This is a genomic window from Domibacillus robiginosus (genome assembly GCF_000966195.1).
Lineage (GTDB): Bacteria > Bacillota > Bacilli > Bacillales > Domibacillaceae > Domibacillus > Domibacillus robiginosus.
The window spans coordinates 171,953-185,296 of sequence record NZ_LAHL01000005.1 but is presented as its reverse complement, the minus strand read 5'-3'; the positions used below and the strand labels follow the sequence as shown (position 1 = coordinate 185,296).

Annotated in this window: 12 protein-coding genes; 1 reads left to right on the top strand and 11 read right to left on the bottom strand. The window is 45.4% G+C overall.

The window, feature by feature from the left end:
- Positions 1-327: 327 nt before the first annotated feature.
- The 3 genes from VP97_RS04305 to VP97_RS04295 all read right to left on the bottom strand — a co-directional run bounded on the left by VP97_RS04305 (position 328) and on the right by VP97_RS04295 (position 2,958).
- On the bottom strand, positions 328-1,926 hold the full coding sequence (locus VP97_RS04305; protein ID WP_050180441.1) for a CTP synthase: 1,599 nt from the start codon (positions 1,924-1,926) through the stop codon (positions 328-330).
- Positions 1,927-2,089: 163 nt separating this feature from the next.
- Complete coding sequence (gene rpoE / locus VP97_RS04300; protein ID WP_342667312.1) at positions 2,090-2,638, bottom strand: DNA-directed RNA polymerase subunit delta; 549 nt, start codon at positions 2,636-2,638, stop codon at positions 2,090-2,092.
- Between the two features lie 98 nt (positions 2,639-2,736).
- Positions 2,737-2,958, bottom strand: coding sequence for a hypothetical protein (locus VP97_RS04295; RefSeq protein WP_050180440.1), 222 nt, complete (start codon positions 2,956-2,958; stop codon positions 2,737-2,739).
- 273 nt (positions 2,959-3,231) lie between these two features.
- Here VP97_RS04295 and VP97_RS04290 point away from each other — a divergent pair, with 273 nt between their 5' ends.
- Positions 3,232-4,185: a YsnF/AvaK domain-containing protein gene (locus tag VP97_RS04290; RefSeq protein ID WP_050180439.1), complete on the top strand. Its 954-nt coding sequence runs from the start codon at positions 3,232-3,234 to the stop codon at positions 4,183-4,185.
- Positions 4,186-4,200: 15 nt separating this feature from the next.
- Here VP97_RS04290 and VP97_RS04285 read toward each other — a convergent pair whose 3' ends face one another.
- From VP97_RS04285 to speB, 8 genes are all read right to left on the bottom strand, one after another.
- Positions 4,201-4,839, bottom strand: a complete 639-nt coding sequence (locus VP97_RS04285) for a TetR/AcrR family transcriptional regulator (protein WP_050180460.1) — start codon at positions 4,837-4,839, stop codon at positions 4,201-4,203.
- 21 nt (positions 4,840-4,860) lie between these two features.
- Complete coding sequence (locus VP97_RS04280) at positions 4,861-5,985, bottom strand: acyl-CoA dehydrogenase (protein ID WP_050180438.1); 1,125 nt, start codon at positions 5,983-5,985, stop codon at positions 4,861-4,863.
- Positions 5,982-7,058 carry an acyl-CoA dehydrogenase family protein gene (locus VP97_RS04275; RefSeq protein WP_050180437.1) on the bottom strand — a complete coding sequence of 359 codons (1,077 nt, stop codon included), beginning with the start codon at positions 7,056-7,058 and terminating at the stop codon, positions 5,982-5,984. The genes VP97_RS04280 and VP97_RS04275 overlap by 4 nt, the downstream gene beginning before the upstream one ends.
- 13 nt (positions 7,059-7,071) lie before the next feature.
- Positions 7,072-7,923 carry a 3-hydroxybutyryl-CoA dehydrogenase gene (locus tag VP97_RS04270; protein WP_050180436.1) on the bottom strand — a complete coding sequence of 284 codons (852 nt, stop codon included), beginning with the start codon at positions 7,921-7,923 and terminating at the stop codon, positions 7,072-7,074.
- An 18-nt stretch (positions 7,924-7,941) separates the two neighbouring features.
- Positions 7,942-10,029, bottom strand: coding sequence for a 4Fe-4S dicluster domain-containing protein (locus VP97_RS04265; protein WP_050180435.1), 2,088 nt, complete (start codon positions 10,027-10,029; stop codon positions 7,942-7,944).
- Positions 10,030-10,220: 191 nt separating this feature from the next.
- On the bottom strand, positions 10,221-11,891 hold the full coding sequence (gene argS, locus VP97_RS04260) for an arginine--tRNA ligase (RefSeq protein WP_050180434.1): 1,671 nt from the start codon (positions 11,889-11,891) through the stop codon (positions 10,221-10,223).
- Positions 11,888-12,322, bottom strand: coding sequence for a YwiB family protein (locus VP97_RS04255; RefSeq protein WP_245629830.1), 435 nt, complete (start codon positions 12,320-12,322; stop codon positions 11,888-11,890). Before VP97_RS04255 ends, argS begins: the two co-directional genes overlap by 4 nt.
- 151 nt (positions 12,323-12,473) lie before the next feature.
- On the bottom strand, positions 12,474-13,343 hold the full coding sequence (speB, locus tag VP97_RS04250) for an agmatinase (RefSeq protein WP_050180433.1): 870 nt from the start codon (positions 13,341-13,343) through the stop codon (positions 12,474-12,476).
- Between the last annotated feature and the right edge of the window lies 1 nt (position 13,344).

Genomic DNA, 13,344 nt, shown 5'->3' with positions numbered 1-13,344 from the left:
GCTAGTCCCATAGGAGTCTGAGCTGCCCTCCCGCCGCCAAGTGGCTTGCGACAAGATTGTATAAGGCGAATAAGGTCGCATCTTTCTGTTTAAAAAGAGAAAATATTGCTTATTGCTCTTCAACACCACTTAGTGAAGCCTGCCGGACGAAGACTCCTGCGGGAAATATAGTGAGTCGGGAGACCCCGCAGGCGCAGCCGAGGAGGCTCCCGCACTGCCCGTGGAACGCGAAGTCCGGCAGGCTTCACTTATCGGCCCTTTTGTAAAAGTGAAGGACTTTGTCTATACACAAACAGGACCAGCCCATAAGGCTGGTCCTGTTTGTGATTAGCTATGTTCAATGGAAGCACGTACAAACTCTTTAAACAATGGCTGTGGACGCGTTGGACGCGACGTAAATTCCGGATGGAACTGCGCAGCGACGAACCACGGATGATCCGCAATTTCCACGATTTCTACAAGACGTCCATCCGGGCTTGTGCCAGAGAAAATAAAGCCTTCTTTCTCCATTTGCTCGCGGAATTCATTGTTAAATTCATAACGGTGACGATGGCGCTCATATACGATTTCTTCATTATATGCAGCACGTGCCTGTGTGTCTGGCTTTAACTTACATGCGTAAAGCCCGAGGCGAAGCGTGCCTCCAAGATCTTCGATGTCTTTTTGTTCAGGCAGAAGATCGATGATCGGATATGGTGTCTCCGGCACAATTTCTGCGGAATGAGCATCCTGTAAATGTAATACATTGCGAGCATATTCAATTGATGCAAGCTGCATACCAAGGCAAATACCGAAAAACGGCACTTTGTTTTCGCGTGCATAACGAATAGCAGCCAATTTTCCATCGATACCGCGATCGCCAAATCCGCCTGGAACAAGGATACCTGCTGCATCTTTTAAACGTTCTGCTGCATTTTCTTCCGTTAATTCAGCTGAATTAACCCAGTCGATTTCAACATCTGTATCAAACTGGTAGCCAGCGTGTTTTAATGACTCCGCAACTGAAATGTAGGCATCCTGCAATTCTACATATTTTCCGACCAATGCAATACGCGTTTTGTTCGGCAAATTGCGTACTTTGTCAACGAGTGCATTCCACTCTGTCATGTCTGCTTCATGGCATTGCATTTTAAGTAAACGGCAGACTAGATCGTCCATGTTTTGTTTTTGAAGCATTAATGGTACAGCATACAGTGTATCTGCGTCAGTCGCTTCAATGACTGCTTCTTTTGCAATATCACAGAAAAGAGCTAGCTTGTCTTTCATGTCCTGTGAAATCGGCATTTCTGTCCGAACAACGATAATGTTTGGCTGAATGCCCAGGCTGCGTAATTCTTTTACACTGTGCTGTGTTGGCTTTGTTTTCATTTCACCGGCAGCTTTCAGGTAAGGAATAAGTGTGCAGTGAATGTACAACACGTTGTCCTGGCCTACATCACTTTTGATTTGGCGGATGGCTTCCAGGAACGGCAATGACTCGATATCGCCGACTGTACCGCCAATTTCCGTAATAACAACATCAGCACCTGATTCTTTACCGGCGCGGAAAACACGTTCTTTAATTTCATTCGTAATGTGCGGGATAACTTGAACAGTACCGCCCAGATATTCACCACGGCGTTCTTTACGAAGAACAGTTGAGTACACTTTACCTGTTGTAATGTTACTCAGCTTCGTTAAATTAATATCAATGAAACGCTCATAGTGACCAAGGTCAAGATCCGTTTCCGCTCCATCGTCTGTTACGAACACTTCCCCGTGCTGATACGGGCTCATTGTTCCCGGGTCTACGTTAATGTATGGATCAAATTTTTGAATAAATACCTTTAATCCACGGTTTTTCAATAGTCGGCCAAGAGATGCGGCCGTAATGCCTTTTCCAAGAGATGACACAACACCGCCTGTTACGAAAATATATTTCGTCAAAATGAACGTCCTCCTTCAATGGTTATACTGCTCAAAAAAATACAAAAAACGCCCCACTTACTTCTCAGTAAGAGGAGCGTTATCGACTAAATTCTTCGTCTCGTAAAGAGCCCAAATAACATACTACAATTCACGAATGAAATAGTCAAGAGAAGTTTCAGCTTTATTTATCGTCCAGGTCGTACTCGTCCTCAGCGCCTTCTTCTTCTTCGAATTCATCGTCTTCATCGATCTCTTCATCAAGATCGACATCAATATCATCGTCTAAATCATCGTCTTCTAGATCATCATCTACATCGATATCGTCATCAACGTCATCAAAATCTTCTTCCTCGAAATCGACGAGATCATCTTCATCCTCAAGAATTTCTTCTTCAAAATCGTCTTCAACAACTTTTTTGGCTTTTTTCTTACGTGTTTTTACTGGTGCATTCGTTGTTTCTTCTTCCAATTTTTCAACTGGATACCAGGCGCGAAGCCCCCAGCGGTTTTCACCAAGCGGCAAAAAGCTGCCATCAATGTTTAAATCTGTGTAAAACTGAACCATACGGCCTTTTACTTCTTGTTCTGAAATTTCCAGGTGCTTTTGAATTTCAGCCAGCAAATCGTTAAATAAAAGCGGCTCCCGCTTATCGGCAAGAATCAAATGTGCCAGTTCAAGAAATGACATTTCCTTTAGTTCTTCTTTCGAATGTTGTTGCAAGCTCACCATCCGCACTTCCCTTCTCTATTTGCACGCCCAAAAAAAAGAGCAAAAACGTTTTTGGCATATTCTCCATTATAAACAAAAAGAAGGCCTCCACGCCATATTTATGTGATGATTTCTGCTTTTTTTCCTGCTGGGGCGATGGACGAGCCCATTTGTCTGCGTTCCCGACGTTTTCTAGCCCTTCCTGTTACTTCATCGTACGCTTTATAGAAGAAGAAAACCGAAAGAAGCAGGAATGGAATAGCACCCAATTGTTTTATGTAAAGCCAATAGGAACCGATGGACAACACCGCAATGGTTACACATATAAGAAACTGCCTCATACTTTCCCACCCTTTCTTTCGACATTTTTCACGTTCTATTATCTCTTCTTACTATAATAGGGATATGTAGGGAATGTAAAATTAATTATAATCTTTCCCTTTTTCCTGAGAAATAAAGCAACTTTACCCGTATTTTTGCCAAAAAAGAAACTTTTAGTACAAATATGCATCATTATGACCATTTTCTCCTTAATTTGTTTCAGTGCTTGAACACCGGGTAAACAAAAAGCAGAACAGCAAAACATTAAATTTTTTTCAGGAGGTAACACTATCATGGAAAACAAAAACTTTATCGGCGTATACCATAATGAAACAGATTTATTAGCAAAAATTGATGAGCTTAAAGCAAATGGATATTCAGAACAAGACATGTATATTACTGTAAAAGATAAAGATGCAGTATCTATGGTAAGAGGACGCACAGACGCTGAAATTGAAACAGCAGGCGGCTCTTGGGGTGATCGCTTTATGTCATTCCTATCCGGTGTGGATCCTATTCGTGAAAGCTTCCGTAACATGGGCCTTTCAGATGCAGAATCAGATCGTTACTACTCAGAGATTGAAAACGGCGGAATGCTTCTGTATGTAGACCGTGACTACGGTGAACGCTATGGCAGCAGTTATGACCCAAGCAGCACAGTCGGCCTCGCAAATGGCAATAGAGCAGACCTGGATGGAGAAAATTTAGAGCCGATCGATTATGACAGACTTGATTCTACGAGAAACGACCGCACTACTACGGGCTTGACGGATACAAATCTGGGCGGCAATGCCACATTTGACACAGACCGTACAGTGGATGATAGCTTGAGTGAAGAAGAGAAGCTTCGTTTACATGAAGAACGATTAAATGTAAGTAAAGAGCGTGTACAAACGGGTGAAGTGCACGTAGAAAAAGAAGTAATTGAAGAAGAACAGGTCGTTGATGTGCCAGTTGAGCGTGAAGAAGTGTTTGTAGAACGCCGTCCGGTGACTGACGATGCTGGCACAAGGTTTGGTGACCGCGATCGTGCCTTCGAGGAAGATGGCGAAACCATTCGTGTACCGGTCACAGAAGAGCGTGTTCAAGTAACGAAAAAACCAGTTGTGACAGAAGAAATTGTTGTAGGTAAACGAAAAGTAGAAGATACTGAAACAGTCCGTGATACTGTGCGCCGTGAAGAAGCACATATCGATGAAGACGACAATGAACGATTACGCAAAGACCGCGACCGTGATTTGTTTTAAAAAAGCGAGCCGTCCTCAGCTGAGGGCGGCTTTTTCCTGGTATCCTTTTACACCTTTAAACAACAAATCGGTCTGTAGTGTAATATACTCTTGTAATGTAAAATTCTCTTGCAGCATCCAGCGCCGTAACCCCCACATCTGTCCCAGTACAAAAATGTTTTGCGCCAGTATATAAACCTGATCCCTGCTCAGATAAAGCACACCGCTATCTACACACCGCTGAATAAGTGTTTCTATCATTGCAGTCATTTCTTCTTCTTTTTTTAATACATATGGAAGAACATCTTTTGAAAGAGATTTTACTTCCTGATACAGCACCTGAACTTCATCCTGCATCTCGTCAATCACATAAAAATAGTGGCTGATGCCTATCTTTAAGTTTTCCAGCGTTCCCTGTCCAAGATCCATTTGCTCTATTCTGCCCTTTACCTCATCATAAATGCTATCACAAACAAGATACAAAACATCTTCCTTGGTCCGGATATATTCATACAGTGTTCCAATGCTGAAACCTGCTGCTTTCGCAATTTCACGAGTTGTTGTCCGGTGAAATCCTTTTTGTTTAAACAGCTGGACAGAGCCGCGAATCATTTCAGCCCGACGCTTTTCGATCAGCTGGGTATCTTTAACTGAAGTATGCACCGGTCTTTTCATTTTTCCCATTCCCACACCACCTTACATTGATAAAAATCTCGAAATGACAAGACGCTGAACTTCCTGTGTTCCTTCATAAATTTGAGTAATTTTTGCGTCACGCATAAATCGTTCAACAGGATACTCCTTTGTATATCCGTAGCCTCCGAAAATTTGAACAGCCTCCGTCGCTACCTGCATAGCCGTGTCGCCGGCCATAAGCTTAGACATAGCAGAAGCTTTTCCATATGGAAGACCTTCCGACTCCAGCCAGGCTGCTTGATAAGTCAGCAGTCTTGCCGCTTCAATAGAAGTCGCCATATCAGCAAGTTTAAATGAGATGCCCTGGTTAGCCATGATCGGTTTCCCAAACTGCCTGCGCTCTCTCGCATAAGAAAGTGCCGCATCCAGTGCTCCCTGTGCAATACCGACCGCCTGTGCCGCAATGCCATTACGGCCGCCATCAAGCGTTTTCATCGCTATTTTAAAACCGCTTCCAATTTCACCTAATACATTTTCTACCGGAACACGGCAATTGTCAAAGATAATCTCCGTGGTGGGGGAAGAGCGGATGCCCATTTTTTTTTCTTTTTTCCCGATTGAAAATCCGTTAAAATCTTTTTCTACAATAAATGCAGTAATTCCTTCCTCGGCTTTAGCAAACACGATGTATATATCCGCAATACCGCCATTTGTAATAAAGACCTTGGAGCCGTTTAACATAAAATAGGTTCCTTCACGACGTGCAGTAGTCTTCATATTGCCAGCATCTGATCCGCTGCCGGGTTCTGTCAGTGCGTAAGCACCTATTTTTCCGCCCTGTGCAAGCGGCTTCAGGTAACGCTCCTTTTGTGCTTCTGTTCCAAAAGTGTAAATCGGCCAGCTGGCCAGCGATGTATGGGCTGACAGTGTAACTCCTGTTGAAGCGCATACGCGTGACAGCTCTTCAATGGTCACGCAGTAAGCCAAATAATCACTTCCAATGCCGCCGTATGCTTCCGGCCATGGAATACCTGTTAAGCCGAGCTCCGCCATTTTGCTAAAAAGACTTTCATCAAACCGTTCTTCCTCATCCCGCTCAAAGGCAGTCGGCGCGATTTCTTTTTCTGCAAACTCTCTTACCATTTTGCGAATCATATTGTGCTCTTCTGTCAATGCAAAGTTCATTTTCCCATCCCCTTTGCCAAATGCTTGCTGATCACAATTCGCTGAATTTCTGATGTCCCTTCATAAATTTCCGTTACTTTGGCATCGCGAAAAAACCGTTCTGCCGCTTCGTTTCCAGCCATCTGCTTGATGCACTGGCCTGTGACGATAACTGCTGCTTTTGAAGCGAAAAGCTTGGCCATGGCGGCTTGTTTTCCACACGCTTTGCCGGTTGAGCGTAAAAACGCAGCCTGATAAACGAGCAGTCTGGCCGCTTCAATCGATACAGCCATATCAGCCAGTTCCAGAGGTGACAGCCCATTTTTCTTTGCCTGTTCAAAAGCAGCTTCTGCAAGGCCTAATGCTTGAGCGGCAATTCCGATTCGCCCCCCATCAAGATTTGCCATTGCAATCTTAAAGCCGTTCCCTTCTTCTCCCAGCCTGTTTTGGAGCGGCAGGCACATTTCCTCAAATGTAAGAGATGCCGTTTTTGATCCATGCAGTCCCATTTTTCTTTCGTTCTTGCCGATGATCAAGCCCGGTGTTCCTTTTTGGGCTATAAAAGCGGTAATACCTGCTTCTGACCGCGCAAAAACGATGTAAACATGGGCCGGGCCGCCATTTGTCACGAATAGCTTGGAGCCATTTAACACATATCCCTTTTCATTGCGCTGTGCCAGTGTCTTCAAAGAAGAAGCATCTGAACCGGATGATGGCTCTGTTAAGCAAAAAGCGCCGAGCCACTCGCCAGATGCGAGCTTTGGAACATATTTTTTCTTTTGTTCCTCTGTTCCAAACGATAAAATGGGCATTGTACCGACAGATGTATGCACCGACAGGATCACACCAGCTGCCGCGCTTACTTTGGACAGCTCGTGAATGGCGATTATATAAGAAACAAAATCAAGTCCGACTCCGCCGTATGCTTTTGGCACGGTAATGCCCATCAGCCCCTGGTCTGCCATTTTTTGAATAAGCTCATAAGGAAATTCTCCAGCCTCCATCTGCGGAATAAAAGAAGCGGCAACCTGTTCGGCAAAATACCGAACCGAATCACGCATGTTTTTTTGTGCGTCAGTCAGCTCCAGATTCATCCCCTTGCCTCCTTTAGCTATACAGATAAAACCCGCGCCCTGTTTTTCTGCCGAGCCAGCCGGCTTTCACATATTTACGAAGCAGTGGACAGGGCCGATACTTGTCATCTCCGAACCCTTCATGAAGAGTTTCCATCACAAACAAGCATGTATCAAGCCCAATAAAATCAGCCAGCTCGATCGGTCCCATCGGATGATTCATTCCAAGCTTTATCACTTCATCGATCGCTTCTTTTGTGGCAACTCCTTCATATAACGTATAAATTGCTTCATTGATCATCGGCATTAAAATCCGGTTAGATACAAAGCCCGGGAAGTCATTGACCTCGACCGGAACTTTGCCGATTGCTTTTGCCACTTCTTCTACCTTTTTGTATACTTCATCTGATGTAGCCAGCCCACGAATAATTTCAACCAGCTTCATGACCGGCACTGGATTCATAAAATGCATGCCGATCACGTTTTCCGGCCGATCTGTCGCTGCGGCAATTTCTGTAATTGGAAGAGAGGACGTATTAGAAGCTAAAATGGTATGATCCTGCACCAGTTCATCCAGCTGTGAGAAAATGTCCCTCTTCACGTTCATGTTCTCAACAACTGCTTCTATCACCATATCAACGTCCGCAGCATCGTGAAGAGCTGGAGATCCTTTGATTTTCGCCATTATACTAACCCTGTCTTCCGTACTCAAACGCTTTTTCTCCACCTGGCGGGCCAGATTTTTTTCGATTCCATTCAAGCCGGACTTCAGATTGTCCGGATTTATATCGTATAACACTATTTCATAGCCTGCCCGGGCACATACCTGTGCAATACCTGCACCCATTTGTCCGGCCCCGATCACCATGATTTTTCTTACTTTCACCTGCACTTCCTCCTTTCGTTACGACACATTTATTTCTTTTCCAGTCCCTAAAACGGACTTTTCCAGTAATTCAGCTACGTCGTGTGTAGCTACAGCGTTTTCCATTTCCTTTGCTTTTGTGCCATCGCTGAGCATCGTTAAGCAAAACGGGCAGCCTGAGCTAATCACAGATGGATTTGTTTGAAGAGCTTGTTCCGTTCGTGCCACATTGATACGATGGCCCGTGTCTTCTTCCATCCACATTAAACCTCCACCTGCTCCGCAGCACATACCATTCTCCCGGCTGCGATCCATTTCGACAAGTTTTACTCCTGGAATAGCCGATAAAACCGTGCGCGGAGGGTTATAAACATCATTATAGCGGCCTAAATAACACGAATCATGAAATACAACTATTTCGTCCACTCGATGCACAGGTTTTAGCTTCCCTTCCTGTACAAGTTTACCCAGCAGCTCGGTATGATGGTACACTTCTGCCTGGAATCCAAAATCCGGATATTCTCTTTTAAATACATTGTAGGCATGTGGATCGATCGTCACGATTTTTTTCACACCGTTTTTTTCAAACTCGGCGATATTGGCTGTGGCCAGCTCCTGGAACAAAAACTCATTGCCGAGGCGGCGCGGCGTATCCCCTGAATTTTTTTCTTTGTTTCCAAGAATAGCAAAGGAAACGCCTGCTTCATTCAAAAGCCGCGCAAACGACAGAGCAATCTTCTGGCTGCGGCTGTCAAATGCCCCCATGGAACCAACCCAAAATAAATACTCTGGATCTTCCCCTGCTTTTTGCGCTTCTTTTATCGTTGGAATATGAACATCTTCGCGCAGCTCCCGCCACTTTTCTTTATCCTTCCGGTTCAGTCCCCATGGATTACCCTGCCGCTCGATGTTCTGCATCGCCCGCTGCGCATCCGCATTCATTCTTCCTTCGGTCAGCACAAGATAACGGCGCATATCAATAATTTTATCAACGTGTTCATTCATAACAGGGCATTGGTCCTCACAGTTCCGGCATGTTGTACAGGCCCATATCTCTTCTTCTGTAATCACCTCTCCGATCAGCTGTGGACTATAAGCCACGGTGCCTCTGGCGATTTGATTGCCCTGTGTATCGGCGAATGCAAATGCCGGCACCCAGGGCTGCTTCGATGTGACTGCCGCCCCTGTAAAGGTAAGGTGGTCTCGGAGCTTCACAATCAAGTCCATCGGTGAAAGCATTTTTCCTGTTCCGGTAGCCGGACACATGGACGTGCAGCGTCCGCATTCTACACAAGCATAAAAATCGATCATCTGTGATCGTGTAAACTCTTCTACTTTTCCTACTCCAAAGGATTCTTGTGTGTCGTCTTCAAAATCAATTCTCCGAAGCGTACCAGCCTGGTTCAGCCGGTAAATATACGTATTAATAGGACCAGCAATCAAGTGAGCGTGCTTCGACTGCGGTACATAAACGAGGAAAGCCAGCAATACTAGCAGGTGAATCCACCACATAGCATAAAACAGCCCAATAATAACCGGTTGCGAAAGTCCGGCGAAAACGACAGCGATCATGGAAGCAATTGGCTCGGACCAGCTCAAACCAGCAGCTTCCTCCTGCCAGAGAAGCCACAGGCCGTTGCCCATTAAAACCGATAACATAAGCGATGCGATAAAAAGAAGAACAAGACCGCTTTTCCAGCCTCGTTTTAAACGAATGAGCTTTTCAATATAGCGACGGTAAAACGCCCATACGACGGCAGCCAGAATAATAAGTGTCACGGCTTCCTGAAAAAAGGCGAACGCACCATATAACGGCCCAAACGGCAAATGCCCCCCGGGCACTGCCCCTTTTATAATGAAGTCTATTGCTCCCAGCTGAACAAGCAAAAAACCATAAAAAAACATCACATGAATGGCACCACTTTTCCGGTCCTTTAATAGTTTTTTTTGACCAAACACATTCACCATTATATTTCGAAGACGTTCGTTTTTTGGGGTCTCGAGCCTTTCTTCTTTGCCGAGCTGAACAAACTTGTAACGAGTTTTCACTACATAACCGAATAAAGAAATTGCGTAAGCGATTACAAAAAGAGCGGCAGCTGCGTTTATCCATAGCCATCCATTCATTCTCGTTCACGTCCTTTCCCGCTGGTTCATTTCCTTTATCCTAATGTATGAATGAACATTCAGTCAATATGTTAGTAAAGAAGATAATTGATGTGGCTGCGTAACAGCTATTTTTTCTTTCTTTCATCGTCAGCAGGATTACCCCAGTAAAAAAGAGCCTGCCCCTGCGTCAGGAACAGACTCTTTTGTTTTTACATTTTTTCCGGTGCGGATACACCAATGAGTTTTAAGGCGTTTCTCAAAGTAATCTGCACAGCATGTACAAGAGCAAGACGTGCTTTTGACGCTTCCTCATTTTCTTTATCCACCACTTTATGCGCTCCATAGAAGCTGTGGAAGCCCGCTGCAAGATCATGCACGTAGTTTGTAATACGGTGCGGAATACGCTTCTCTGCTGCTTCTGCTACTACCTGAGGGAAGTCACCCAGTTTTTTCAGCAGGTCTACTTCTTTTTCGGATGTTAACAGCGATACATTTGCTTCTGCCGATGCCGTCAGACCTTGTTCAGCCGCCTGGCGTAGAATGCTGGAAATACGCGTGTAAGCATACTGTGAGTAATAAACCGGGTTTTCATTAGACTGTGACACGGCAAGATCAAGGTCAAAGTCCATATGTGTGTCGCCGCTGCGCATCGCAAAGAAATAACGAACCGCATCAAGGCCCACTTCTTCTACAAGCTCACGCATCGTCACAGCTTTTCCGGTACGTTTACTCATTTTCATTTTCTCGCCGTCTTTATACAGCTGAACCATTTGAATCACTTCTACTTCAAGCTGCTCCGGCTTCATACCGAGCGCTTCAACAGCCGCCTTCATACGTGGAATGTAGCCGTGGTGGTCGGCACCCCAAATATTAATGACCTTGTCAAAGCCACGCTCAAATTTATCACGGTGGTATGCAATATCCGGTGTTAAGTATGTGTATGAACCGTCCTGCTTGCGAAGAACGCGGTCTTTATCATCACCAAATGCTGTAGAACGGAACCAGAGCGCACCGTCTTCCTCGAATGTATGGCCATTTTGGTCAAGCGCCTGGAGCGCTTTATCAATCTTGCCGTTTTCGTATAAAGAGGTTTCAGAGAACCACACATCAAAATTCACACGGAAGTCTGCCAGGTCTTTTTGCAGCTTCGCCAGCTCCAGCTTTAAGCCATGCGCACGGAAGGATTTATAGCGTTCCTCTTCCGGCATGCTGGCAAACTGATCGCCAAATTCCTCTGCCAGCTCTTTCCCGATATTGATAATATCCTTGCCGTGGTAGCCGTCTTCGGGCATTTCTTTTTCAAGGCCAAGCGCCTGGAAGTAACGGGCTTCAACAGACAGAGCCAGGTTATGGATCTGGTTGCCGGCATCGTTAATATAGTATTCGCGAGTGACGTCATAGCCGGCTGCATCCAGCACATTGCATAGCGAATCGCCAACCGAGGCGCCGCGTGCGTGGCCCAGGTGCAGATCACCAGTTGGGTTAGCTGAAACAAATTCCACTTGAATTTTCTCGCCTTTGCCGGCATTTGACCGTCCGTATTCGTCGCCTGCCTGCAATACAGCTGGAACAAGGTCAGTTAAATAGCTGTTGTTCATGTAAAAATTAATAAATCCAGGTCCTGCAATATCAATTTTTTGAACAGAGCCCTTTGATAGATCCATGTTTTCCTGAATCGCTTCCGCAATTTGACGCGGCGCTTTTTTGGCAATGCGGGCCAGCTGCATCGCCATGTTTGTTGAATAATCACCGTGTGATTTATCTTTTGGTGTTTCAAGTAAGACAGCAGGAATTTCGCCCTCTGCGGCAAGCCCCGCTTTCAGGACAGCTTGTTTAATTTCTTCTTTGAGCTGTGCCTGCATTTGTTCTGCAATGTTCACAATTGTTCCTCCAGTTCATAGTGGATATTCATTGTATACGTACCGACTGCATCGCCCTGCATCAGCAGGTTATACACTAGCTCGGCTCGTCCCGTACCCGCATTGTTTGTGCTGTGGGTAAAGGTTTGTGTATCAGTTGTGACAAGAAGAGTGCCGTACTGGCTTTCATAGGAGCCGTTTAGCCGCTGTCCTTCTTCAAAGATCATACGCATTTTCAGCGCGCCGCTTCTTAAAATGAGCGCACTGGCATCTGCCAGCTTTACGATCGTGTGCACAACCCCTTCATCCTGCACCTCATCGTATTTTAAAAAGGTTGAACCGTCTTTTTTAAAGAGCCGTCCAAACAGTGACAGCTCAAATGTTTCCGTTTCCCCTTCGTGCGCCACATTCGTCTTCACCCGGATTTTCACCGGCATCTGCTCATTTGTCACGCCGAATCACTTCCTTGTTCTAATGTGTGTTTATTTTAACACAGAAACCGTGCCGGCTAAACGTCTGTTTTTTGGAGACCGATTCAACACATTCACAGCTTATCCGCTTTTATAAAACAAAAAAGTGTCCGGCTTTGTGCCGGACACACGTTTAAAAGAAACCGAGCAGCATTTCCCGAATCAGCTTCGATGCTGTATTGGCTGTTTGTTCAGAGTTATCATAAATCGGTGCCACCTCGACAAGGTCTGCTCCGATTACATTCACATCTGAGCCGGCAATCTCATGAATGGATGCTAAAAGCTCTTTGGATGTAATACCGCCAGCGTCTACTGTTCCGGTGCCTGGCGCATGAGCCGGGTCTAGTACGTCGATATCGATCGTCACATAAACCGGACGCCCTGCAAGTGTCGGCAGGATTTCTTTCAGCGGCTCCAGCACTTCAAATTTAGAAATGTGCATACCGTTTTTCTTTGCCCACTGGAATTCTTCCTTCATGCCGGAACGAATACCAAATGAGTATACATTTTTGGGGCCGATATGCTCGGCAATTTTGCGGATCGGTGTAGAATGTGACAAAGGCTCGCCTTCGTACTCTTCACGCAAATCCGTATGCGCGTCAAAATGAATGATCGCCAGGTCCTTATACTTTTTCGCTGCTGCCTTCATAACCGGCCATGATACGAGGTGCTCGCCGCCCATGCCAAGCGGCTTTTTGCCTGCTTCAAGCAGTCCATCAATATATTCTTCAATGATATCAAGGCTTCTTTGTGCATTGCCAAACGGCAGTGGAATGTCACCTGCATCAAAGTAAGCGACTTCGTGCAGCTCGCGGTCTAAATAGGCGCTGTACTCCTCAAGCCCAATTGATACTTCGCGAATGCGCGCCGGACCGAAGCGTGAACCAGGACGGTAGCTGACTGTCCAGTCCATTGGCATTCCGTACAGCACAACGTCACTATCTTCAAATGACGTTTGTGTTCCAATGAATACATTTCCTGAATAGGCTTCGTCAAATCTCATC